Here is a 23,931-nt window from a genome sequence, read left to right as displayed (position 1 = left end):
GGTTGTATGTACACGGCTCAGGAAGGAGATCCGAAATTCAGCAAATACAGGTACACGAGATATCTTATTCCTGCTCGCTTCACGAAAACGCCTTCATCGGTCCAAAAGCTTGCTTGATCAGGCAAAAAGACCTTTACGTACGGAGGTGAAAACGGTATACTTAAAACTAAAGTTATGATTATGAAATTACGTTTCATCTGATGAAACTAACGAACAAGAACACGGAACGATGAAGGCCTGTTCTTCACCTAAATGAACGTTTTCTTCATCTCACCGACACATCCCAAGGAGGTACATGTATGTCAGCAAAGAATCATTTCTCCGCCGCTCGCAGTCTTGAGGTTGGAGGCAAGTCTTACCGCTACTACAGTCTCGATGCTCTTCAGGAAAACGGCCACGGCGATCTTTCCAGGCTTCCTTTCTCCATTAAAGTGTTGCTTGAAGCAGCAATTCGTCAATTCGACGGACGTGCTATCACCGAAGAACACGTAAAACAACTGACCGGCTGGGCAGATGGCCGTGACAATAACAAGGAAATTCCATTCATCCCTGCACGTATCGTTCTGCAGGATTTCACCGGTGTACCGGTTGTCGTTGACCTCGCTGCAATGCGTGATACTGTGAAAAAAGCAGGCGGCGATCCAAAACAGATCAACCCGCTCGTACCGGTCGATCTCGTTATCGACCACTCCGTTATGGTTGATGCTTTTGGTACCAACGATGCACTTGATTACAATATCAAAGTTGAGTTTGAACGTAATGAAGAGCGTTACCGCTTCTTGCGTTGGGCGCAAACGGCATTCAACAACTTCCGCGCAGTTCCACCATCCACAGGGATCGTTCACCAGGTTAACCTGGAGTATCTGGCTTCCGTGGCAGCAACAAAAACCGTGGACGGCGAAACCGTTGTATTCCCGGATTCCCTCGTAGGTACAGACTCCCACACCACCATGATCAACGGACTTGGTGTTGTTGGTTGGGGTGTTGGTGGTATTGAGGCTGAAGCAGGTATGCTGGGCCAACCGCTTTATTTTGTAACACCGGACGTTATCGGTTTCAAACTGACAGGCAGCCTGAGCGAAGGCGCAACAGCAACGGATCTGGCACTGACTGTTACCCAATTGCTTCGTAAAAAAGGCGTTGTTGGTAAATTCGTTGAGTTCTACGGACCAGGTCTTGCCAACATCGGTCTGGCTGACCGTGCAACAGTAGCCAACATGGCACCAGAATATGGCGCAACGATCGGTTTCTTCCCTGTTGATAGTGAAACGTTGAACTATTTGCGTAACACTGGCCGTCCTGACGAGCAAGTAGAATTGGTTGAAGCTTATTACAAAGCTCAAGGCATGTTCCGTACTTCCAGCACCGTTGATCCTGAATTCACAGATGTGATTGAACTGGATCTCGGCTCTGTTGTACCAAGTCTTGCAGGACCAAAACGTCCACAGGATCGCATCGAGCTGACACAAATGAAAGAAAGCTTCAACAGCATCATTCGCACACCTGTAGATAAAGGCGGCTACGGTTTGAGCGATGAGAAAATCGAACAATCCGTACCTGTGAAGCATCCGGACGGTTCCAACAGTGAACTGAAGGCAGGCGCTGTTGTGATCGCGGCGATCACAAGTTGTACGAACACTTCGAATCCAAGTGTTATGGTTGGAGCGGGACTACTGGCGAAAAAAGCAGTTGAACGCGGCCTGACCAAACCAGGTTATGTGAAAAGCAGTCTGACACCAGGTTCCCTTGTGGTTACCGAGTACCTGGAAAAAGCAGGTCTGATCACGTACCTCGACAAACTCGGATTCAACGTTGCGGGCTACGGTTGTGCAACATGTATCGGTAACTCCGGTCCACTGCCGGACGAAGTGAGCGAAGCTATTGCTGAGAACGATATGACCGTAGCGGCTGTATTGTCTGGTAACCGTAACTTCGAAGGCCGTGTGCATGCACAGGTTAAAGCCAACTACCTGGCATCACCACCACTCGTTGTGGCATATGCACTTGCGGGTACCGTAAATATTGACTTTGAAACCGATCCAATCGGTTATGATACGAACAATGAGCCTGTATTCCTGAAAGACCTCTGGCCTACCTCCGAGGAAATCAAGGATACCATCGCTAGTTCCCTGAACGCTCAGATGTTCCGCAACAAGTACGAGAATGTATTTACAGCCAATGAGCGTTGGAATTCAATTTCTGTACCGGAAGGTGAACTGTACGAGTGGGATCCGAACTCCACGTACATTCAGAATCCTCCGTTCTTCCAGGAGCTTGGCGACAAGTTGAACGATATCGCAGATATCCGTTCTGCACGCGTTATGGCATTGCTTGCGGATTCCGTAACAACGGATCACATCTCGCCAGCAGGTAATATTGCACCATCCAGCCCGGCTGGACTGTACCTGAAAGAACATGGCGTAGAGCGCAAAGACTTCAACTCCTACGGTTCACGCCGTGGTAACCATGAAGTCATGATGCGTGGTACGTTTGCCAACATTCGTATTCGTAACCAGGTGGCTCCGGGTACCGAGGGTGGTATCACGAAGTACCTGCCAACGGACGAAGAAATGTCCATCTACGATGCTTCCATGAAGTATCAGGATGAAGGACAGAACCTGATCGTTATTGCTGGTAAAGAGTATGGTACAGGAAGCTCCCGTGACTGGGCGGCAAAAGGAACATTCTTGCTCGGCGTCAAAGCCGTTATCGCAGAAAGCTTCGAGCGGATTCACCGTAGTAACCTGGTCGGCATGGGCGTAATGCCATTGCAATTCCAGGAAGGTCACGGCTGGTCCAGCCTTGGTCTGAACGGACGTGAAACGTATGACATTACTGGCCTCAGCAATGATGTGAAGCCAGGACAAGAGTTGAAAGTTACCGTAACTCGTGAAGACGGTACACAGTTCGAATTCCCTGTCATCGCTCGTCTGGACAGCATGGTTGACGTGGATTACTACCATAACGGCGGTATCCTGCAAACTGTATTGCGTCAAATGATGAAAAAAGCTTAATGATATAAATCATTAATGTGATGAAGTTATACAGAAAAGCTCCCTGCCACGTGCAATCAGCACGTGACGGGGAGCTTTTTATTTAACTGTCGATATGCATCATCAATTTAATGATAAGTAGGTTCTTATCACTTAAAATTCAAAATTTAATCCAACTTCTGAATCATCAGGTGGTTCAGGAATACGATATACACCTCTGCAGTTTAATTTCTCCACGTTGATCCAGTCCACAAAATCATCCGCCCCGTAACTACGGATAAAGTGAGCATATTCCGTATTTCCCTCATGATCAATAGACTCGATATACAGGGTGAATGGGTGCTTATACTCTAGGCTCTGCAAAAAATCGATAAATTCTCCTCTCCACTCGCCAATTTTTCCTGCATATTGATTGGGAACGTAATAGTAGAACACATCAAAGTGATATACAACAATTTTCATTAACATTTACAAGCCTCCTAGAACTTACAGATCACAGTTTAGAGTTTTAAGATCTCCATACCTTCTCTCAGTTGTTCCGACACAGCGGTATAGTACTCAATGCTATCCGCAAGTTCGCGTTCAGTCTTATGTATAAGATAATAGGAATATTTCTTCATCAACTCATGCTCGTTTAACTCAACAGGGAGATAAATAATCTCAACATCATTCGAATTGAAATAATGACGATATCCTCTCTCCGATTGTCCCACTTTCATGACTGTTTTTATCACCAGCAACTCATCACGTGTACAAACTCTTATCAGATCAGTTCTTTTCTGTTCTAAATCACGCACTACTTCTTCAGCCTGTTGATCAATCTTAGCTTCAGCAATTTCAGTTTCAATCTGCATAATGGCTTTCATTGTTCCTGCTAGTTGTATAGCTAATGAATACAATGTATGTCCTCCTTTTTTTGTAAGAAATAGGTACTAACGCATCATCTCTACTCTACCTCATTTACGATGTTACTCGCAAAGTTCACTGATCCTCTCCTGAATTTGAGACCTTATGAAACACTAAAAAACTCCTCGTAAAGTGCACTCTGCACGTTACGGGGAGCTGTGGTTTCAGTATGTGTGTGTCCTCCGTTGCTTCAAGGCCAACTACCTTCTAATGTCCAATGTGATGTGAGGCTTGATCTAACAGTTGAATCGTGCCCATGATCAGAAACAAACACGACAGAGCAATTAACGAGCCTCCAACCCATCTAGACATGATCACTCGCTCCGTAATCTGTTTTTCCGAAGCATCCGTTACCTTGTGTGGATACACGAGAAATATTAGCCCTGCGCTAATGAATAGTACAGCCATTATAATCAAGTTCTTCCCCTCCTTACACGTGACTTTCCTTAGAATTTAACTTTTTCGTCGTCACGCGGGATTCTCCTCCCACCAACACCTTTTTCAGACCCATAGCCATAGTGAAAACAATATATCCAATGAAGCCGCCGAGTGTATTAAGCATCAAATCATCCACATCAAATATGCCCATACCAGTCACTAACTGTGTCACTTCATAGCCCAGACTGAGCAGCAGAGACAGCAAGATTACCTTTACTCCAGAGAATAACTTGTTGCCCGTCAACACAGGGATGAAGATGCCCAGAGGGATAAAGGCCAGTATATTGCCTACCAGATGGATTGCGGTGCCCGGACGATGTAACGACAGACTGTTCCAGTCTCGTGAGATTTCCTGAAATGGTGTCAGGTTGACGGTTCGGTTATGGACCAGATCCGGTTGTTGCAAGAACGCCATCAGTCGATCCTTCACGATGCCAAAATCGACCGGGCTTCCTTTAAAAAGGATCAGCTTCGTAAGTAGATATAAATAGATAATGAAAACGGCAATCCAAAGGATGTAATGTTTGCTTTTCTTCTGGTTGTTGTGCTTCATGTTGTTTCGCCTCCTTTGTGTTGCCCTGTTATTTCTTTACGGTGACAATGACACCATCCATGTTATCACCCGATATTTCAGTTTGTCCTTGCTCAGGTATGTAAACGGTTGTGTCTCGGGTGGCCCGATAATAGCGGATATGATACTCCTCTTCCTCTACTTCCACAGTAATGTTCTCTTTCTCTTTTAGCATATCGAGATACTCTTCCAGTACCAGATTATTCTTATACATGACAGTACTGTGCGGCAGCCCTACATATCGAAAGTGCCATGGTTCATACTGAATACCGGTGATGCGCACTTTATCCTTTGGGTAGCGTAAAATAAATCCGTATTTCCATGCATTCTTCTCCAGCCATGCACCCTCTGGTGCTTCATTCATCGCAGCCAAGCTCGAGCCGATATCCAGGGATAACCCAAGATTGTGCTCACTGTGTCCCGCAGGAAGTGCATAATCTGAACCCTTTTCCCGATATAACTCGTCCTGCTTTTCAAAGTCCCTGTATCCACTGCTGACGAGAAAATATCTGACTCCCTCTTCGCCTGCTGCTTCAACCATCCTCTGAAACTCCTGCGCCACCTGTCGTGATAACATGATTTTCTGATCCAGTATCCCATATCCACGAAGCAGATCATCCTCATGTGCCACATATACAATATCGGATTTAACTCCTTCCGGGTGTACGGGGTATTGCTTATCAACCAGTAACAAATTGCCCTTATGTATCTGATCCTGAATGTTTCCGGTGACGGATACGGTATAACCTGCGGGATTTTCACGCGTATTCTGAATCTCGATGGGCAACTCATCCTTCTGCTGAATCCATCCCGGTGATTGCGTAACAATATATCCGATCAAAATAATACTTATCAAAAAGCCCCACTTTTTCATGCTTGTTCCTCCTTTTACCTCATACATCAAGGATAGACAACACAAGTTAAAGAAAAAGCAGGGCAATTTTAAAGTTTTTCTTAAATTTGACGTCAACCTTATTGGAAGACGGGCAAACGAACCTCGAATAACGTCCGTACCACGTCGCTCTGAGCCGAGATTGTACCGTCATGCTGCTCCACAATATTACGAGCGATAAACAGTCCAAGGCCTGTCCCACCCTCCTGAGGGGTCCTGGCACGATCTCCGGTGTAATACATATCGAAGATATGTGGCAATTCCTCCGGACGAATATGTCCGCCATAGTTAATCACCTGAATGATGACCTGTTCTGCATCCCGATATCCATTAATATCTACGTACATGCCATCCTTGCCATGCCGTGCAGCGTTAATTAGCAGATTCTCGAACACACGAGCCAGCAGCTCGCCATCACCGGAGACCGTAAGGTCAGTGTCTATTTTTAGTCGGGCGACTAGTTGGTTCTTTTCAAATACAGGATAGAGTTCTTCGTTCATCTGCTTCAGCAGTTCGCTAAGATCCAGCTGTGTCTTGTTTATAGGCAACATGCCATAATTCATACGGGTAATTTCGAACAAATCATCAATCAGCTTCTCCAGGCGCTGTGATTTGGTGAATGCAATCGACGTAAAGTGCCGTACCTGCTCCTCCGTTAACTGATCATCCTTCATGAGCAGATCCAAATATCCAAGCACAGACGTCAGCGGTGTTCGCAGGTCATGCGCCAGATTGACAACAAGCTGGTCCTTACTATTTTCAGCAAAATCCCCTCGTTCTACTGCTTCCTTTAGCTTCTCACTTGCCAAATTCACATCCTCCGCAATCGTACCTAACTCGTCCTTCGAGGAGATCTGCACACGATGCTGAAAGTCACCGTTGGCCAAATGCCTGATCCCTGTAGAAATATCCTTGAAATACGTCGCGTAGGGCTTGGTAAACCAGAAGAAAAATAGAATGGCGAGTGGGATAAATAAAATCAGGAAGAAATAGATATCCCCGATACTTCTCATAAAATGACGATATTCAGCGAGCTGATCTTCTGCACGGACACCCGAATAATAGGCTTGCATAAGCTTATAAATCCCATAGGTAATTGCACCAGAGGCAAGCATGCTTAACCCTAGCAACATAATCATGGTTGTACGAAAACTTCTTCGTTTAGTCATTAAACGTGTACCCCACACCCCAGATGGTTTTGATAAACTTGTTCTTGTTCACATCTTCCCCCAGTTTTTTGCGCAGGGTCCGAATGTGGACCATCACGGTATTCCCACTCTCGTAATAGGCTTCTCCCCAGACCTGTTCAAAAATGTTTTCTGCACTGAACACCTGCTTGGGGTGGCTCGCGAGCAGATACAAAATGTCAAACTCCTTCGGTGTTAGTTCCACTGGTTTGCCGTAGAGTGTAACGCGATGTTGATCTGGCGTGATGATGAGCCCACCTTTCTCCAGAATGGACCTCTGCACAGGCGCAGACTGGCTGAATTGCAGAGAACGACGTAACTGGGAGTTAACCCGGGCAACAAGCTCCATCGGATTAAACGGTTTGGTCATATAATCGTCCGCACCCATTACGAGTCCCGTAATTTTATCCATATCTGACGTTTTGGCACTTAGGAAAATGATCGGTAAATGATGCTGCTCCCGAATTTTACGGGTCACCTCATACCCGTCCATACCAGGCATCATAATGTCCAGAATCGCCAAATCTATCGCTTGGGTCTGAACAGCTTGAACCGCCGCCTTCCCATCAAAGGCCTTGATGGTGTGATATCCTTCTTTTTGTAAATGTAAAGCAACCAGATCAGCGATCTCAACTTCATCGTCTGCGATCAGAATCGTAATTCGCTTCATTGCTTATTCCACTCCTATGTGTGATGCTCAACAATATAACATATTTGAATCCAACAGATAAACCAATGAAAGGAATCTATACATATGAAACTGGAGCGTTTATTAGCCATCGTGGTGCTGCTAATCAATCGTGGACGGGTACAAGCCAAAGACTTGGCAGATATGTTCGAAGTATCGATCCGGACCATCTATCGGGATATCGATACATTGGGTCAAGCAGGCATCCCCGTGGTGACGTATCAGGGGGCAAGCGGCGGGATTGGTCTAGCAGAGGGCTACCGTCTGGATCGAAACGTATTAACAGACAAGGACCTCGCTTCCATTGTCACTGCACTGCGCAGTGTATCCACTTCCCATGCTAATGCGGCGCGTGAGCTTCTGGTCGAAAAACTCAGCAGTATCGTACCTGAATCCAAAAATGACGATTTTCAGGCCAATACCAATCGATTCATCGTGGATTACTCAACTTGGACGCATCCCGAAGCGCTGAAATTCAAGCTTGAACTTATCGAACAGGGTATGGATCAATTACGCCCCGTAACCTTCACCTACTGCAGTGCGGAAGGTATCCATACTCACCGAACTGCCGACCCTCATACCATCGTACTCAAGAAGCATTCCTGGTATCTGTATGCTTTTTGTCACGAGCGGAATCAATTTCGCATGTTCAAGCTTGTGCGTATGCAAGATGTCACACTTGCTAATGAGCACTTCGAGCGTAAAGTCATCAACCCACAGGACAGACCCTGGCAACAGGAATGGAGCCGTCCGGACAATCAAGCTAGGTTAACCTTGAAATTCCATGCTCGCGTCCGTCATATTGCGGAAGAATGGTTTGGGATCGAGAACGTCATGCCTGATGGGACTGGGTATTACATCAGCCAGGTTGCTTTTCCCGAGGATGGCTGGTTATATGGGTTCATTCTGGGCTTCGGCGCGGACGTTGAAGTATTGGAACCTCAGCATATTCGGGATGAAATCTGCCGTATCGCGGAGCAAATTGTACAAAATTATATACCTCCGACTCAAACCTGACAGACAGCTGTCCAGTTCCTCCTCGTATACTTCAGATATATTCAATCTCTACATATATGAGGAGGAACTAATCATGAACGTTACTGTATGTCAAAGCTGCGGAATGCCGCTCACAACCCCTGCCCAATTCGGAACGGAAGCAGATGGAAGCACAACCCGTGAGTACTGTATTTATTGTTACAAAGAGGGCAAGTTTGAGCAGCCCGGTATGTCACTAGAAAGCATGACGGAGATGTGCACTGCCATTCTGAAGGACGAAGGCATGGATGAGGAATCCGCTCGTTCGATGCTACGCAACCAGCTTCCTTTTTTGAAGCGTTGGCGCACGAATACAACGGATCAACATACAGAATCTCTCGCTGAAAACTCTACTGCTTCCGCTAAGCCTGGTCAGGTAACAACAGAGCATTCGTTCTCTGCCCAGCCCGTTCGTTATGTCACGCTCCCTGGCAAACGTCTTGCCGGCGTATCCGCCCGCACAACCAACGCCATTGAGATCAGTGGCAAAGGTTGTATTCAGGGACTCTGGAACAATTATTTTGCCTCAGAGCACCTCCCTGCACCTGAAGTTGTTCGCTATGGTTGTTATACGGATTACACCGATGGGATAACCGGAGAATACACCATACTGGTAGGGCATGAGGTCAGTCCGAACGAATCGTTGCCTGAGGGACTGGACGACATTTTACTCCCTCCTGCAACTTACGCCATATTCACTTCCAGAAAAGGACCTATGGCAGAGGTTGTTGGCGAAGCTTGGGGAGCCGTGTGGGCATGGGATAAACAAAGCGATCGTACGTTCACCGGGGATTTTGAATTATATGATGAACGCAGCCTGAATCCCGAAAGTGTACAAGTGGATATATACATCGCTGTTCGCCAAAGTAGATAAAACCAACACGATACCACCTCAGACAGAATCAAAGTTTCATCGCATCCTTCTTCATATCAAGCAAGCTGCCGGGTTCGCTCGGCAGTTTTTTTGTTATATCCGGAACTACATCCCCCCCTAAACAACCCGACCATGGTACCAAGTTAGTTAGCATGCTTTGCATCATTTAACCAGATAATATGCCTCATATGCGGGTACCATTGACTTCCTTAAAATTGGGACTATTCACATAACAACCGATTCGATCCTCCCATATCAAACCTTTCATATCAGGTCCTTTTCTCCTGAATTTCCCTAAAAACGTTTACATTTCCTTAAAACCGGGTAAAATCACTACAATCCAATTGGAATTACGCTTTAAACTCTTTTATTTCGTCTAACAAGTCACATGTACCTATATGCGCACCTGGCATGGTAACCAGTCGAAATACATAATTCAAAAAAAACGCATCAAAGGAGGAACCAAGATGATCCGCATGCCTATTCAGCAAATGATCCCGTACCATCACCAATATCCGCGCAACACGGCGACCACTGCTCCTAAAAAGGAGAATGAGAACACTCAAGGTCTATCCTTTCATGAAATTCTGCAACAAAAAATGGCGAAGAAAAATGCTTCTCCTTCCCTTAGATAAAAATGGACACCGGACCGACCCTAGTCGAGTCAGGTTATCAACCGTCTTTCCGCAGCTTGGCGGAAGGGCGGTTATTGGCGTTGAGCAATAAACGACTGTACAGTTCTCAGGCATGTTTCTATAATGGTTTAAATATCTAAAAGATCCATGACATATACGAACTGTTAAAGGGGACTTAGCACATGACCACCATTGGTTGTTTTCACGCTCATTATTCCAACATCGCCTTAATTGAAGAGACGCTTGCTCCTTATGAAGTTGAATTGGTCCATTACGTCGATCCAGGCCTGGACCGTCTTAAACATGACGCTGACTTTTCCAAGGTTGTCATTCACGAGAAGGTAGCCCAGACGCTCCAATGGATCGCTGAGTGTCATGCCGATGCCATTCTGGTCACCTGCACCCTGTTTGCTACAGTACTGGAGCAGGAAGCGTCACAGGTCCCTGTGCCTGTGATCGGCATAGATGATCCGTTATTGCAGGAGATGCGGCGAGTAGCAGGAGATTACATAATAACATTCACCAACCCGGCAACTATTGAAGGAACGATGGCACGGTTGAATCGGGTATTACAGCAAGAGGATGAGAATGGGCAACTACACGTTGCCAAGACATCTCAGACGGAAGCGGTGTGCATCCCTGGGACATTTGAGTTGATTATGCGTGGAGATCAGCAAGGGTATCTCGAAGCGGTACGTGAAGGCTTACAGCAGATTGCTGAGCAGCATCCGGGTAAAACGGTAGTGGCAGCCCAGCTGTCTATGGCTCCCGCTGCTGCACAAGTTACAATAGATCGCGGTATTCCAATCCATAGCCCGCTGGCATTGCTTGCAACGTATTTGGAGAAGGATTTGGGCTTGGCTCGACAGTAGCTGCTGATTTGGAGTGAAATATTACAATCACTAAAAAGATGTGAAAACTACTATATCGACTCCTTTTGCAAAATAAAAATGCTCTCGAACAAGAGCATTTCAAATGGTATAATCACTTTGTACAGCCAATTTGTGGTGGGAAATAGGCTTGCCTCCAGTGGGAGGTGATCCTATGAACTTCTCTTTTAACGACGTAATCGTGTTCGCGATGTTAATTATTGCGCTCCTGACATACATCGATCGTAAAAAGAAGTGACCCGCCACAGGTTGACGGCCTGACGGGTCACTTCATCTGAACTTGCTGCACTCGGAGGAATACCCACCGCAAATGCTGTGCAGGAGTAGCCATTGGCCTGGCTACTCTTATTGGTGTTTACTTACATTCATTTTATTAAACATCTGCTAGACAATCAACCATAATGCTGATAAAAAGTATCAGGAAGCTGATCAATAAGATGAAGAAGACGACATGATAGCAGTATTCTCACCTTCAAACGATGTCAGACTGCCCAGCTTGCGCTGTATCGGCGCCTAGGACCGTGTCCGATATTCCTCGGCCTTTTCCTGCATCCCGGCAGCTACAGCCTCATTCTCGGACAATCCTTTGTCTGCGGCAAAGGCACGAATGTCCTGCGTGATGCGCATGCTACAGAACTTTGGTCCGCACATGGAGCAGAAATGAGCTTCTTTGGCTCCTTCTGCTGGCAGCGTCTCATCATGGTAGGACAGCGCACGTTCAGGGTCCAGTGACAGGTTGAACTGGTCACGCCAACGGAACTCAAAGCGTGCCTTGGACAATGCATCATCGCGGCGCTGGGCACGCGGATGACCTTTCGCCAAATCGGCGGCGTGGGCCGCAATCTTGTAGGCGATGACCCCTTCCCGCACATCATCCTTGTTGGGCAGGCCCAAATGTTCTTTTGGCGTAACATAACAGAGCATGGACGTGCCGAACCAGCCAATCATGGCTGCCCCAATGGCGGATGTGATGTGATCGTAACCCGGGGCAATGTCGGTCGTCAGCGGCCCAAGTGTGTAGAACGGTGCTTCTTTACAGATCTCCATCTGCAAGTCCACATTCTCTTTGATCTTGTGCATCGGCACATGCCCCGGACCTTCGATCATCACCTGCACATCATGCTTCCATGCGATCTGCGTCAGTTCCCCGAGCGTAGCCAGTTCCGCCATCTGAGCTTCGTCATTGGCATCATAGATACTACCTGGACGGAGTCCATCTCCCAGCGAAAACGCTACATCATACCTTTTCATAATCTCACAGATTTCTTCAAAATGGGTGTACAAAAAATTCTCCTGATGATGCGCCAGACACCATGCTGCCATAATGGACCCGCCCCGGGACACAATACCTGTCATCCGCTTGGCCGTCATCGGGATATAACGTAGCAGTACACCTGCATGAATCGTAAAGTAGTCCACGCCCTGCTCTGCCTGCTCAATGAGTGTGTCACGGTACAACTCCCAGGTCAGCGCTTCCGCTTCGCCATTCACCTTCTCCAGCGCCTGATACAGCGGCACCGTACCAATCGGCACAGGTGAATTACGGATGATCCATTCCCGGGTGGTATGAATGTTTTTGCCTGTGGACAGATCCATCACCGTATCCGATCCCCAGCGTACCGCCCAAGTCATCTTCTCCACCTCTTCCTCGATGGAGGAAGATACGGCCGAGTTACCTATGTTGGCATTGATCTTCACGTGAAAATGACGACCGATCAACATCGGCTCACTCTCCGGGTGATTGATGTTGGATGGCAGAATGGCCCGTCCACTCGCCAGCTCCTGTCTCACAAATTCCGGCTCCACGCCTTCACGAATGGCGGCGAATTCCATCTCAGCCGTAATGACTCCCTGTCTCGCGTAGTGCATCTGAGTCACGCAGCGTTCTGGCTGTGCCCGCAGCGGTTTGCCACGTAATCCGGGGTACTCTTCAGCGCCGGCTCTCTTCCCTCCGGGCTTCAGTCCGTTATCCTCCGGTTTAACCATACGGCCCTGATAAGCTTCAACATCGCCACGCTCTGTGATCCAACGAGTGCGCAGAGCTGGCAGACCTGCGCGGATATCCGCATGAAATTCGGGATCGGTCATGGGGCCGCTCGTATCGTAGACACGCAGCGGTTCGTTATGCTCCACTCCTTGGGGAGTATTCGTGTCATGAAGGGCTATCTCACGCTCCGGTACAGCAATGTCCGGCCGTGAGCCCTGAATGTAGACTTTGCGGCTACCGGGAAAGGGCTGAACCCGTCCGGCCGCTCCTGTTTCTTTTTCCACCTGCTGATCGTTATGTCCCTGCTCCGTCGCTTGTTGTCCCGTTTGATTTCCTGTACTCATGTTCGCTTGTCTCCTCCTCAGTGTTCATTCGCTTGGTTTGGTTGGTTTCATCATTAGCTCGCTTACGTACCTGTCCCAAATCATGCGCAATGCAGAGAAGAAAAAAGCGATCCTACACCAGACCAGGGGAGACACTTTTCATGTACAGTTAACAACAGAACAGAGGCTACCACAGATCATAGATCTATGGTGACTTCTCTCTCATCATCCAAGCCCACTTTTGCAGGTTAGTGAAAAAGAAGCCCATAGAGTCCGCACTATATCGCCCGTTCCCTGTATATAAAAAAGCCGGTCCCCGAAGGAACCGACTTTTATGTCCATCACCAATAATGCACCTTTATGCAGCTCCTTAACGGAGCCCTACAAGGGTCACATCATGTGGTGGTTGTGGTCATATCGCCGATTACTTCCCTACGCTGGTATGATCCAGATCAGGTGCAAAGGGTCCGGAATCTCATGCGATTCCGTCTCAGTCCGGACAATTCGGACTCCCCCAGTAACGTTAATAAGTTGCGGCTTACATAAGCCGCTGTTCATATTCAATGAAGCTGGCCCCGTTGGGCCGTCCATTACAGAGTAGCGCAACCGGAACATAAAAACAACCTTTATATTCCAAATAATCAAACTCTATTGGAGAAAAAACTTACCTCAACATCAGGATAACATGAGCCCCATTTGCGTAGCAGCATCCTTCAACACAGGTGCGTATTCATGCAATGTCTCCTGCGAGAGTCGACTGACAGGTCCTGAGACCGAGAGCGCAGCTGCAATATTGCCTCTGCGATCCATAATCGGTACAGATACCGCGGCAGCTCCCGGCTCACGTTCCTCATAACTCGTCGCATATCCGTTATCCCGGATATCTCCCATTTGCGCCAAATACACTGCCGGATCAATAAACACCGGCCATTCAGGCCCGTTCATCAGTTCTTCACGATCCTCGTCCGTGGCAAACGCCATCAGGACTTTGCTGGAAGCGCCCACAGACAGCGGCAGTCTAACACCAACGGGGGCAACTCGGCGAATCGCCTGATCACTTTGCACAGCCTGAATCCGAATCCGTTCACTGCCATCACGCAGGTACAGACTCACGGTCTCCCCCAATCGATCTCTCAGTCGCTCCATCGCAGGCAACAGCAGAATAGCGGGATCATCACTGCGGGACATATGAGCTGACAGCTCCCAGATTCGGATGCCAAGTCGGTACTTCTCTGTTGCTGCATCGCGGATCACGAACCCTCGATCCTCCAGCGTAGCCATCAAGCGGTGGACTGTACTTTTGTGCAGGCCGATCTGGCTGGCAATTTCGGTGAGTCCCAGATCACTGCGTGTGGTAAAACATAATAATATATCCAGCGCCCGTTCCACAGCCCGGACGGTTAACTTGCGATCTTCCATGGCATAATGCCCTCCTCATGTTTCATCACATGAAACTTGGTTACATAAATTATATGAGAAACGGTCTCATCTGTAAACCAAAAAGAGCCAAAATCAAAATAGGCCAACGTGTAAATTTTTCCTTTTTATAAGACTTAATCCCCTGTAATTTACACACTAAGGTAATCTTACCCATATATCTTAAGAACTATATAACAATTGCGTAACAAATGCCCTCAATCAATTGACTTTGACTATATTGGAACATACGATAAAGATATATTACATTAAGATATCGCTCTGAAGCAGGCTCTGAAATCGACGCAATTCTCTTTACATGTCGTTGTTATCTTCAACTGAACTTCAAAGGAGGGGCATTCATGTATCAATCATCCCAGAGCGAAGCCCCGCTGCAAACAAAAGTGTCCGATCTGCCCTCTTCCCTATCACCGAGGCTGATTCGGTTCAAACATATTATCGTAGCGTTGCTGCTCTCCGTTGTATTTTTTCTACTGTTTTGTTTTATCGCATTGCATGGTTATATCGCATGGGTATTATCCAATCCTACTGTAGCGCCGGTCTTCTCCAATCCAATGCAGGCCAAGAACATGAAGTACGAAGACATCACGTTCCCGGCAGCAGATGGCAGCCGGACGATGCAGGGATGGTATATACCTGCTGACAATGCTGCAAGCAAAACGATTATTTTCAGTCACGGCTATGGTGCCAATCGTGAAGAAACATGGGTACCCATGTATGACCTGGCACACTATGCTCATCAACTTGGGTTCAACGTGGTCATGTTCGATTATGGCTTCGCCTCACAGGTGAACAAAGCTGTAGCCACAGGTGGCAAAGCTGAGTCACAGCAACTGCTCGGTGCGATCCAGTTCGCCAAGCAACGTGGTGCGCAGGAACTGGTTGTCTGGGGCTTCTCGATGGGTGCCGGTACAGCGTTACAAACCGGACTGATTACGAAGGAAGTGGATGCAATGATTCTGGACAGTGCGTTCCTGCTGGAGCCAAATACGCTGTACCACAACATTCACAACCAGATCGATCTGCCACGTCAGCCTACACTGGAGATCATGAAACTGTTGTTCCCTGTTCTGAATGGTACCGGATTACAACAGATTCCATACCAGGAAGTGAAAAAGGAAGATTATCCGTTCCCGATTTTCTTCATCCATGGTACAGAGGACGAGAAGGCGCCTTATCCAATTGCGGAGCAACTCGCCGCCAACCAGACCAATCCGTACTCGGATGTATGGATTGTCCAGGATGCGCATCATGAGTTGATCTTCCGGGAGCATCCAAAGGAATATCTGCGCCGTGTCTCAACTTTCCTGAGTCATGTAACGAAAACAAGCAGTGACGATGTGCAAAACACGAATAATGGAGAATAACCAAATTTCAATCACCGAACTTTTCGTTGATTCCAGAGCCCTCAGGGGCTCTTTTTTTTCACTCATAGGACAACAAGCTCGGAGAATATACTCTTGGGACGCATGAACAGAGGGTCTGCATGCAATGAATTTCATCTGAAGGAGGTTCAACATAGATGAACTGGTATGGATATGGTCACCTGCTGCCTCTGCGGACATTGGAGGAAATCCGTTTCTGGAAAGAGCAGGAGAAAGAACATACACTCGTCATCCGTGCCCTGGTTCCTGATTTGGAGCCCCCATACGTCAAGCTACTGGAGGAATGGGAGGCTACCTTTGCAAACAGTGAGCGAGTAGCCAATCAGCTTTTAAAACAACTATTGCCCGCAACCCATCCACCTGCTCCCTACATGGTTCGTTGTATCGATCAACTTGTGTTGGCAGCTCGGCAGCAATCGAGAGAGTTCATCAAACAGCTGTATGTTCTTCTGGAGCAAAGTGCTGCTGTGCAAGCTGTTCCGCTTGCCAAAGTACTCATTCTGCATTTTATCCGCGAGTCGGAGTATTTTCTGGGTGTATTGGATACGCTTGGCCAACCGGGCATCTTGCGTGAGACGGATTCGGAGCCATCACTTTTTCTGGAAAATGCGCTGCATACGTCAGAGTCAGGAAGCATCCATCGCCAAGCTTCAGAAGCTCCAACTTCTCCAGAGGGAAATGTAAATGCACCTGCCGCTCCAGCTCAGATCCAATCCGCAACCGTTCAACCGCCTTCTACCGGAACAACACAAGCCACACCCAGCTCTACAGCACCTCCTGTAAAAGAAAAGCCGGTTCCCATTGGAGGACACACACTGCCGCCTCTCCCCTATGCGTACAATGCGCTGGAGCCACATATTGATGAGCTGACGATGCGTATCCATCATGACAAACACCATCAATCTTATGTGGACGGACTGAATGTAGCAGAGAAGAAGCTGGCGGAATCGCGAAAAAAGAATAACTTTGAACTCATCAAACATTGGGAACGTGAACTTGCCTTCAACGGGGCAGGCCACTACCTGCATACGATCTTCTGGACAATTATGAACCCTGCTGGCGGCGGCAAACCTTCCGGTATGCTCGCAGAGCAGATCAAGCGAGATTTCGGGAGTTATGAAGCGTTTAAGAATCAATTCACAGAAGCCGCGAACAAGGTGGAAGGCAGTGGCTGGGCGATGCTTGTCTGGAGCCCGAGAGCACATCGTTTGGAGATTTTGCAGGCGGAAAAACACCAGAACCTGTCCCAGTCCGATATCGTACCACTCCTGCCACTGGATGTGTGGGAACATGCCTACTATCTGAAACATCAGAATGAACGCAAAAAGTATATCGAGGATTGGTGGAACGTTGTCTACTGGCCCGCTGTGGCCGAGCGTTACGAAACGGCACGCAAGTTGTTGTGGCCGCCTTATTAAGCTTGGGGTTAGATGGATTAGAGAAAAAAGAGATATCTCCAGCCGAATGACTGAACGATATCTCTTTTGGTGTATACAAAAAAGCAAGCCTCCTGTAAGAAGAGACTTGCTTGTATTTTGAGAGACTTCCTATTTCTAAATGTTCACTTAAGAAGCACAGCCCTCGCACGCCACATAGTTGTCGCCAACCTGTTTGCTAATGGAGATCAGATCGCCCAGCTTGATATCAGACTCGTCTGTAAACTCCAGATCGGCTATACGTGCAACGATCAGTGCAGCAGCCTCTTCCTTGCTTGTTGCCATTTGGCTGAACTCGGATTTTTCGCCTGTTGATACAACCTCATATAAATACGTATATCTCAATGTGTCCATCCTAACACTCTCCTTCCGAAATCACATCATATCATCTCTATTAACCAATTCCAAGCCCTAGTAAAAAGTGTTAATCGTATCGCAGCTTCATCTGCTCAGCTGTCAGGCGTACTTCTTCAGAGCCAACGCTAAGCACCCTGCTGGTCTCCGCCTGTGGATAGCGATCCCGTAGTGTTCGAACCAAAGCCGCAGTATATGCCGCGGCTGAAGGTACACCTGCCAATTCTTTCAGACTTGCCATCGTGCCAGGCTGAACATCAGGATATCCTTCACTCGCCCCACCTGCTGCATGCTGATAGAATTGTCGCACGTCCGCTGCCAGTTGATCTCCCTGACCTTCCACGATGATAAAAGCCGTAATGATATACGCCTTTGCCTGCCTGCGCTGGGCAATACCACAGAATTTTAGGCCACCTACACTGACATCATAATCTCCCGGGCAAAAAGCACCCTGAACCTCACCAGTTTGCGCCTGATTCGACCACGGCGTTAGCGACTCGGCAATAATCGAAGCCATCTCTCGGAAATCATCATGAATATTGATGGCATGTCCGGGATTAGGCAGAATCAGCGACACATTAACTACCCCTGGATTCAAGGGTACTGCCGCTCCACCGGAAGGCCGAACACAGACCGCCGTCCCTTGGCTTCTAATCTGTTCCATCGCTTCTACAGCCTGTGGCAACCTGCGGTCACGCAGACCCGCTACAAAGGCATCTGGGTGTCTCCATATATGCGCAACAGGCGGATGCCCTGCCCCAACCCGCCTGCACATGACTTCTTCCCATGCAAAAGCTTCGAGCACACTACTGCCTTGTTGCATGAGCGGTGTCTCCCAGATTTGCAGACGCAATGTAGCCTGTTTATCTGCCTGTAGTCCCTTTCCCGGCTGAACCGGTTGATCTGAATGGGAAGGTGCACTCATCGTTCCATTACCTCCGGCTTAACGAATTCATATGTATCCAGTATATAGGAAGGACAACGCATATATAAATAAGCCGGTTCCCAGGGAACACGGCTTATTTATATCACATCCTATGGCTTAGAAACTGCTGCTTCCAAAACCAAAGGAACTTACACATCCGGCTTGTCCAACGAGTGGACATACCTAATCTTAATCTTTTACCAGTGACAAGAACTCCGCACGTTGTGCCGGATTCTCACGGAAAGAACCACGTACAGCAGACGTAACCGTCTTGCTTCCAGGTTTCTTCACGCCGCGGGAACACATGCACAAGTGCTCGCCTTCCACAACGACCATAACTCCATGAGGCTCAACGGCCTCTGTCAGAATGTCAGCGATCTGTGAAGTAATACGTTCCTGAACTTGAAGGCGACGTGTTACTGCTTCGACCAGACGAGCCATTTTGCTCAGACCAACGATCTTGCCGCTTGGTACATACCCAATGTGCACCTTGCCGAAGAACGGCGCCATGTGGTGCTCACACTGACTGTAGTAGACAATATCCTTGACGATAACCAGTTCTTCATGATTCTCGTCAAACGTGACACCGAGCACATCGCGTGGATCTACTTCATATCCACCAAAAATTTCTTCATACATTCGCGTCACACGTGCAGGCGTTTCAAGTAGCCCTTCACGTGTACTATCTTCTCCGATCAATTTCAGGATCTGCTCTACATGATACTCGATCTTCTCCCGATTGTCGGATACTTTTGAATTCAAATAATCTTTAACGCCAGCCACTGCCAAACGCCTCCTTTCGAACCACAATAAGGTAAGCAGTTATTCACTTTACTGCTATTATTTTCGGCGGCCCGAACTTTTACGCGCAGGATGCTGTTGCGGCTGAGGCATTTTCGCTCCTGGCTGCTGATTCTTCATCATCTGCTGGGCACGCTGCATTTGCTTGCCATTCAGGTTGTAGCCCATTTGCTTCGCCATTTTCTGAAGCATGTCCGGATTGCTTTGCATTTTCTCAAGTTGTTTACGCAAGTAGAACACCCCGATGAAAAATCCCCCGACCAGACCAACAATCAATGTAATAATCGGTATAACAATATCCATCTCTTAGACACCTCTGTATGCATTCTAAAAAGCCTGATAATCCGTGTCACTTCATGATGTTTGACACACATGTTGCAAACCTGACACAGAGCGGATTTCCTGAAAGTATCATAGCATTTCCGCACGCCTTGAGCAAACGGATTTTCCAGTTGAACCGCACACAAGCTACGTCATGACAGCTTCAATGAAAACGGTTGTATGCTGAGCCAGATCGATTTCAACCACATCCAGAGAATAACGCGTACTTCCGCGTGCCACTCGGATTACAGGTCTGCCGGGCAATCCCCGATGTTGACGCACAATGACTCCAGTCTCTTTGGTGGACAGTCGTACCGCTGTACCATTGGGATACACGGATACACTCTTGTTGAACTCAATCAGAATGTCCCGATCCAGCTTTGTACCAGACAACGCCATCATCTCTTCACAGGCCTCATGTGGCATCAAACTGTCCTTGGATAAACCATTAATGAGATTATCATAGATATTAGCCACACTAACGATTCTCGCAAACAGATGAATGTCACTTCCCTTGATCCCTCTCGGCATGCCTGTACCATCTACATGCTCATGATGTTGCAGGGCTGTGTGGGCGACCAACAGACTGAACTCCCGTTTGTTCTTAATCACTTCGAATCCACGCCATGTATGATGCAACGAAGAATTTGCAGCAGAGCCACTGCCAGGAGGTTCCCCCACTTTTCCAATATCATGCAATAATGCCCCCACAGCAAGGTCCTTCAGTTGATTATAATTGAGTCCCATATTCAGTCCGATGACCGAAGACAACAAACATACATTCATCGCATGAACATACTGTGCATTGTCTTTGGTACGAATATCGGTGAGCTGCACAAGCATTTCACGCCCGTTCAGTACATCATTCAGCAACTTCTCTATACTGAGGGCAACTTTTCTCGGACTCCAGTCTTTCCCGGATCGAATGGATTCGAGTGTGACACTCATTTCATTAATTATTGCCCGTTTCGTGGTTTCATCCAGAATGTCTTCTGCATCCACATCTTTATACGCTTCATCCTGGATGTATAACATGGTCACGCCAATACGCTTCAGCGTATTGACCATGTATACGGTGAGCTGGACTCCGGCAGACAGCAGTACCGTGCCGTTACTGGAATATACCGTCTTGCCCAGAAGCTCCCCCGCTTCCACGCTCTCCACGTTTACATACTTCATGAACGTCCCCCGCTCTTACGATAGCTGCTCCAATGCGAGCAATTGCTCCTTGGTTTGCAGACCGCCTACATAACCCACCAGGGTACCGTCTTTACCACTGATACGGTGACAGGGAATAATAATCGGAATCGGATTCTTGCTAATGGCGTCCAGAACTGCACGAACAGCCTTGGGTCTGCCGATGATTTCCGCAACCTGTTGGTGTGATGAGGCCTCTCCATAAGATATATCGGACAGAACTTGCCATACTTGTAGCTGGAATGGTGTTCCAAGCCGATCAAGTTGCAAGTCGAACGTTTTTCTCTCCCCTGCAAAATACTCCTTTAACTGCTTTGCAGCTTCGCTGAGCTTCTCTTCATTCTTCTCATATCGATACTCGCCAATCCAGATGCGTGCCCATTGTTGCAGATGAGCTTCGCGTACGTGAAAGGCGCCAAAATCGATGTGACACAGCCCTTCATCCGTCGCGCATAACGTAAGAGTACCAATCGGTGTCAGTACCTCATCGTAGTATACGGGCTTGCCATGAAGACCTGTAACGGCTGAAGGTTTCCACGCTGCGGCTTCCGGTTTGGCAGGCTGTGCAGACTGCTCACTACCCGGTTCAATCCCAGCTTCCATTTTCAAATCCTGTTGTAACGCACGTAAGGAATTGTTCTCGTTGTTCTGTTCCTCTGACTGCTTCTCACTCACTTGCCCAGCCTGTGGCTGTTTGGGTAAGGTCTCGGACGAACTCAGTCGCTCCTCGGCCTTCTGCAGCATGCTTAGTACGTTCCCATCTTGTTCGTTAGCGGCAGCTTCCCCAATTGCTCTCATGGCGTCTTCTCCTCCAATTCTGCTTAACGCCCAGGCTGCAGTTCCCCGCAACTCGGGGCGCGGATCACGTTTTAATACTTCTGTAAGTTTGGGTACAGCACTTTTGTCTTTGAAATTGCCCAGGGCAATAACGGCGTTGCGTTGAATCGGTTTTTTGCCCCGCCAAGCGGCGGAACTCTGACCGAAACGTTCCTTGAATTCCCGGTTACCGATGTCCAGCAGCGGCAGTAGGAGTGGCTTCACAATCTCCGGATCGGGGTGAAACTCGGGATGGTGATCCCAGTTCTTGCCCCGGTTCTTCGGACAAACAATCTGACACGTATCACAACCGTACAGACGGTTGCCTATTTTCAGCATAAATTCTTCATCCACGAACCCTTTCGTCTGGGTTACAAAAGAAATACAACGCTGTGCATTCAACTGCCCCGGCCCCACCAATGCTCCTGTAGGACAGGCATCAATACATTTTGTACATTCACCGCAGTCTTCGGTCACAGGTGTGTCTGGTTGAAAAGGAATATTCGTTACCAGTTCTCCGAGAAAAATCCATGAACCAAATTTGGGTGATATAATGGCACAGTTTTTGGCACTAAAACCAATCCCCGCACGCTGGGACACCGCACGATCCACCAATGCTCCGGTGTCTACCATGCTTTCGATCATGGCTTCAGGTACGCGTTCCTTTATAAAATTGACCAACTTGTCCATCGCTGCACGCAGGACCTGATGATAATCCTGACCCCAAGCCGAACGGGCAAAAATGCCTCGATACGCACCAGGCTCCGATTTCGGCGGATTCACCATTTTGGATGGGTACGCCACGGCTATTGCAATAAGTGAAGCGGGCTCGCCATCTTTTAAGGCGGGGTGCACCCTTTTTTCAATATCCGGCTCTTCAAAACCTGAAGCATACCCTTTATCCCGCGACTGCTCCAGTAGCGACTTCAGGGAAACAAAGGGATCAGCCGAAGCAAAACCGATATCATCAATGCCCAGTCCGGGGCCAGCTGCCTTGATCTCCTGTTTTAACTTTTCCCATACGGAGGCATCCTGTGTTGCCTCGGTCTGTACGCTCGTCATTTCTCTTCCCTCTCTTCTTCCGACACTTATTCCGTAAATAGTGAACGCCCGCCTCACGGTAAGAGGACAGGCGTTAATTTCTATATATGCCTTGCATACTTGAATTCAAACGGAACGAACTCTATATGGTTTAACGCAAAATGCAGTCTGAAGTTGTTGTCCTGTAAGCATTTTACAATTTCTTCAATTCAGAAAACGGCCAGAAAATAAATTCAGCCTTGCCTACAATCTGATCGGATGTAATACTGCCAAACACTCGGCTATCCTTACTTTTGCCTTCATGACGATTATCCCCCATCACGAAGAAATGATCCGGCTCCAAGGTGATTGGGCCAAAATCTGGGTCCTGCACCTCAATATCGGTGTACGTTTCCGCTTGTTGCTCGCCGTTCACATATAGATGGTGATCCCTAACTTCAATTGTATCTCCCGGAAGTCCAACGATCCGTTTCACCAGAAAATCCTTCTTCTCCACACCTTCGCTTGGATCACGAAGTACGATCACATCTGATCGGGAAGGATTACCCAGATGGTATACGATTTTGTTGACGAAAAGGCGATCTCGCTCAACCAGTGTCGGCTGCATGGACTGTCCCTTGACCATTGACAGATTAAACACAAACAGGTTCAGCAGCATCATAATTACAAAAGCAACAACAATCGTTTTGACCCAGTCCCACAGCTCGACAACCCAGGATTTCCCCGGTTGTTCAGGCTTTGACGGTTCATTTCGTTGCTCGGAAGTCACATGTTCCATTGAATGATTATTGGAATTCAA

The 23,931-nt window shown here is 47.8% G+C and carries 23 protein-coding genes and 1 riboswitch; of the genes, 7 read left to right on the top strand and 16 right to left on the bottom strand.

The window, feature by feature from the left end:
* Positions 1-299: 299 nt before the first annotated feature.
* Complete coding sequence (gene acnA / locus MHI52_RS03615; RefSeq protein ID WP_036614112.1) at positions 300-3,014, top strand: aconitate hydratase AcnA; 2,715 nt, start codon at positions 300-302, stop codon at positions 3,012-3,014.
* 132 nt (positions 3,015-3,146) lie between these two features.
* Here acnA and MHI52_RS03610 read toward each other — a convergent pair whose 3' ends face one another.
* The 7 genes from MHI52_RS03610 to MHI52_RS03580 form a co-directional block, all read right to left on the bottom strand.
* Entirely contained in the window at positions 3,147-3,461 is a 315-nt protein-coding gene (locus MHI52_RS03610; RefSeq protein WP_047841416.1) for a hypothetical protein, read from the bottom strand.
* 32 nt (positions 3,462-3,493) lie between these two features.
* On the bottom strand, positions 3,494-3,892 hold the full coding sequence (locus MHI52_RS03605; RefSeq protein ID WP_405158461.1) for a hypothetical protein: 399 nt from the start codon (positions 3,890-3,892) through the stop codon (positions 3,494-3,496).
* A gap of 214 nt (positions 3,893-4,106) precedes the next feature.
* Positions 4,107-4,316, bottom strand: a complete 210-nt coding sequence (locus tag MHI52_RS03600; RefSeq protein ID WP_076254955.1) for a hypothetical protein — start codon at positions 4,314-4,316, stop codon at positions 4,107-4,109.
* A 13-nt stretch (positions 4,317-4,329) separates the two neighbouring features.
* Positions 4,330-4,890 carry a VanZ family protein gene (locus MHI52_RS03595; protein WP_405158460.1) on the bottom strand — a complete coding sequence of 187 codons (561 nt, stop codon included), beginning with the start codon at positions 4,888-4,890 and terminating at the stop codon, positions 4,330-4,332.
* 28 nt (positions 4,891-4,918) lie between these two features.
* Complete coding sequence (locus MHI52_RS03590) at positions 4,919-5,782, bottom strand: D-alanyl-D-alanine carboxypeptidase family protein (protein ID WP_405158459.1); 864 nt, start codon at positions 5,780-5,782, stop codon at positions 4,919-4,921.
* Positions 5,783-5,880: 98 nt separating this feature from the next.
* Positions 5,881-6,969 carry a HAMP domain-containing sensor histidine kinase gene (locus MHI52_RS03585; RefSeq protein WP_127550881.1) on the bottom strand — a complete coding sequence of 363 codons (1,089 nt, stop codon included), beginning with the start codon at positions 6,967-6,969 and terminating at the stop codon, positions 5,881-5,883.
* Entirely contained in the window at positions 6,962-7,657 is a 696-nt protein-coding gene (locus MHI52_RS03580; RefSeq protein ID WP_036614121.1) for a response regulator transcription factor, read from the bottom strand. The genes MHI52_RS03585 and MHI52_RS03580 overlap by 8 nt, the downstream gene beginning before the upstream one ends.
* A gap of 84 nt (positions 7,658-7,741) precedes the next feature.
* Between MHI52_RS03580 and MHI52_RS03575 the strand changes: the two genes are divergently transcribed.
* The 4 genes from MHI52_RS03575 (at position 7,742) to MHI52_RS03560 (ending at position 11,091) form a co-directional block, all read left to right on the top strand.
* Positions 7,742-8,692, top strand: coding sequence for a helix-turn-helix transcriptional regulator (locus MHI52_RS03575; RefSeq protein ID WP_405158458.1), 951 nt, complete (start codon positions 7,742-7,744; stop codon positions 8,690-8,692).
* A gap of 73 nt (positions 8,693-8,765) precedes the next feature.
* Complete coding sequence (locus MHI52_RS03570) at positions 8,766-9,584, top strand: zinc ribbon domain-containing protein (protein ID WP_405158457.1); 819 nt, start codon at positions 8,766-8,768, stop codon at positions 9,582-9,584.
* 467 nt (positions 9,585-10,051) lie between these two features.
* Positions 10,052-10,219 carry a hypothetical protein gene (locus MHI52_RS03565; RefSeq protein ID WP_017690769.1) on the top strand — a complete coding sequence of 56 codons (168 nt, stop codon included), beginning with the start codon at positions 10,052-10,054 and terminating at the stop codon, positions 10,217-10,219.
* Positions 10,220-10,401: 182 nt separating this feature from the next.
* Positions 10,402-11,091, top strand: a complete 690-nt coding sequence (locus MHI52_RS03560; protein ID WP_405158456.1) for an aspartate/glutamate racemase family protein — start codon at positions 10,402-10,404, stop codon at positions 11,089-11,091.
* Positions 11,092-11,622: 531 nt separating this feature from the next.
* Here the strand turns inward: MHI52_RS03560 and thiC are convergent.
* Together thiC and MHI52_RS03550 are read right to left on the bottom strand one after the other, a co-directional pair.
* Positions 11,623-13,440, bottom strand: coding sequence for a phosphomethylpyrimidine synthase ThiC (gene thiC, locus MHI52_RS03555; RefSeq protein ID WP_405158455.1), 1,818 nt, complete (start codon positions 13,438-13,440; stop codon positions 11,623-11,625).
* Positions 13,441-13,831: 391 nt separating this feature from the next.
* Positions 13,832-13,945: riboswitch (TPP riboswitch) on the bottom strand.
* Positions 13,946-14,094: 149 nt separating this feature from the next.
* Positions 14,095-14,838, bottom strand: a complete 744-nt coding sequence (locus MHI52_RS03550; RefSeq protein ID WP_017690772.1) for an IclR family transcriptional regulator — start codon at positions 14,836-14,838, stop codon at positions 14,095-14,097.
* Between the two features lie 359 nt (positions 14,839-15,197).
* On the opposite strand from MHI52_RS03550, the gene MHI52_RS03545 reads away from it, so the two are divergent.
* Complete coding sequence (locus tag MHI52_RS03545; RefSeq protein WP_405158454.1) at positions 15,198-16,223, top strand: alpha/beta hydrolase; 1,026 nt, start codon at positions 15,198-15,200, stop codon at positions 16,221-16,223.
* A 155-nt stretch (positions 16,224-16,378) separates the two neighbouring features.
* Positions 16,379-17,659 carry a Fe-Mn family superoxide dismutase gene (locus tag MHI52_RS03540; protein WP_405158453.1) on the top strand — a complete coding sequence of 427 codons (1,281 nt, stop codon included), beginning with the start codon at positions 16,379-16,381 and terminating at the stop codon, positions 17,657-17,659.
* Between the two features lie 147 nt (positions 17,660-17,806).
* Here MHI52_RS03540 and MHI52_RS03535 read toward each other — a convergent pair whose 3' ends face one another.
* The 7 genes from MHI52_RS03535 to lepB all read right to left on the bottom strand — a co-directional run bounded on the left by MHI52_RS03535 (position 17,807) and on the right by lepB (position 23,910).
* Positions 17,807-18,031, bottom strand: coding sequence for a hypothetical protein (locus MHI52_RS03535; protein WP_036614132.1), 225 nt, complete (start codon positions 18,029-18,031; stop codon positions 17,807-17,809).
* 70 nt (positions 18,032-18,101) lie between these two features.
* Positions 18,102-18,956: a biotin/lipoate A/B protein ligase family protein gene (locus MHI52_RS03530; protein ID WP_405158452.1), complete on the bottom strand. Its 855-nt coding sequence runs from the start codon at positions 18,954-18,956 to the stop codon at positions 18,102-18,104.
* Between the two features lie 189 nt (positions 18,957-19,145).
* Complete coding sequence (gene folE / locus MHI52_RS03525) at positions 19,146-19,739, bottom strand: GTP cyclohydrolase I FolE (protein WP_036668229.1); 594 nt, start codon at positions 19,737-19,739, stop codon at positions 19,146-19,148.
* Positions 19,740-19,796: 57 nt separating this feature from the next.
* The gene (locus MHI52_RS03520; RefSeq protein ID WP_017690778.1) at positions 19,797-20,060 is read right to left on the bottom strand and encodes a YneF family protein; all 264 of its coding nucleotides are present in this window, start codon (positions 20,058-20,060) and stop codon (positions 19,797-19,799) included.
* Positions 20,061-20,225: 165 nt separating this feature from the next.
* On the bottom strand, positions 20,226-21,257 hold the full coding sequence (locus MHI52_RS03515; protein ID WP_017690779.1) for an HD-GYP domain-containing protein: 1,032 nt from the start codon (positions 21,255-21,257) through the stop codon (positions 20,226-20,228).
* 15 nt (positions 21,258-21,272) lie between these two features.
* On the bottom strand, positions 21,273-23,153 hold the full coding sequence (queG, locus tag MHI52_RS03510; RefSeq protein ID WP_340983516.1) for a tRNA epoxyqueuosine(34) reductase QueG: 1,881 nt from the start codon (positions 23,151-23,153) through the stop codon (positions 21,273-21,275).
* A gap of 172 nt (positions 23,154-23,325) precedes the next feature.
* Positions 23,326-23,910, bottom strand: a complete 585-nt coding sequence (lepB, locus tag MHI52_RS03505; protein WP_036614252.1) for a signal peptidase I — start codon at positions 23,908-23,910, stop codon at positions 23,326-23,328.
* Positions 23,911-23,931: the final 21 nt, after the last annotated feature.

The sequence above is a fragment of the Paenibacillus sp. FSL H8-0283 genome (assembly GCF_045040675.1).
GTDB classification, from domain to species: Bacteria; Bacillota; Bacilli; order Paenibacillales; family Paenibacillaceae; genus Paenibacillus; species Paenibacillus amylolyticus.
This window is presented reverse-complemented; position numbering and strand designations above follow the sequence as displayed.

Coding starts and splice junctions, on each gene's coding strand:
- acnA (WP_036614112.1), top strand. CDS start 300: ATGTCAGCAAAGAATCATTTCTCCGCCGCTCGCAGTCTTGAGGTTGGA.
- MHI52_RS03610 (WP_047841416.1), bottom strand. CDS start 3,461: ATGTTAATGAAAATTGTTGTATATCACTTTGATGTGTTCTACTATTAC.
- MHI52_RS03595 (WP_405158460.1), bottom strand. CDS start 4,890: ATGAAGCACAACAACCAGAAGAAAAGCAAACATTACATCCTTTGGATT.
- MHI52_RS03590 (WP_405158459.1), bottom strand. CDS start 5,782: ATGAAAAAGTGGGGCTTTTTGATAAGTATTATTTTGATCGGATATATT.
- MHI52_RS03585 (WP_127550881.1), bottom strand. CDS start 6,969: ATGACTAAACGAAGAAGTTTTCGTACAACCATGATTATGTTGCTAGGG.
- MHI52_RS03580 (WP_036614121.1), bottom strand. CDS start 7,657: ATGAAGCGAATTACGATTCTGATCGCAGACGATGAAGTTGAGATCGCT.
- MHI52_RS03575 (WP_405158458.1), top strand. CDS start 7,742: ATGAAACTGGAGCGTTTATTAGCCATCGTGGTGCTGCTAATCAATCGT.
- MHI52_RS03570 (WP_405158457.1), top strand. CDS start 8,766: ATGAACGTTACTGTATGTCAAAGCTGCGGAATGCCGCTCACAACCCCT.
- MHI52_RS03565 (WP_017690769.1), top strand. CDS start 10,052: ATGATCCGCATGCCTATTCAGCAAATGATCCCGTACCATCACCAATAT.
- MHI52_RS03560 (WP_405158456.1), top strand. CDS start 10,402: ATGACCACCATTGGTTGTTTTCACGCTCATTATTCCAACATCGCCTTA.
- thiC (WP_405158455.1), bottom strand. CDS start 13,440: ATGAGTACAGGAAATCAAACGGGACAACAAGCGACGGAGCAGGGACAT.
- MHI52_RS03550 (WP_017690772.1), bottom strand. CDS start 14,838: ATGGAAGATCGCAAGTTAACCGTCCGGGCTGTGGAACGGGCGCTGGAT.
- MHI52_RS03545 (WP_405158454.1), top strand. CDS start 15,198: ATGTATCAATCATCCCAGAGCGAAGCCCCGCTGCAAACAAAAGTGTCC.
- MHI52_RS03540 (WP_405158453.1), top strand. CDS start 16,379: ATGAACTGGTATGGATATGGTCACCTGCTGCCTCTGCGGACATTGGAG.
- MHI52_RS03535 (WP_036614132.1), bottom strand. CDS start 18,031: ATGGACACATTGAGATATACGTATTTATATGAGGTTGTATCAACAGGC.
- MHI52_RS03530 (WP_405158452.1), bottom strand. CDS start 18,956: ATGAGTGCACCTTCCCATTCAGATCAACCGGTTCAGCCGGGAAAGGGA.
- MHI52_RS03520 (WP_017690778.1), bottom strand. CDS start 20,060: ATGGATATTGTTATACCGATTATTACATTGATTGTTGGTCTGGTCGGG.
- MHI52_RS03515 (WP_017690779.1), bottom strand. CDS start 21,257: ATGAAGTATGTAAACGTGGAGAGCGTGGAAGCGGGGGAGCTTCTGGGC.
- queG (WP_340983516.1), bottom strand. CDS start 23,153: ATGACGAGCGTACAGACCGAGGCAACACAGGATGCCTCCGTATGGGAA.
- lepB (WP_036614252.1), bottom strand. CDS start 23,910: ATGGAACATGTGACTTCCGAGCAACGAAATGAACCGTCAAAGCCTGAA.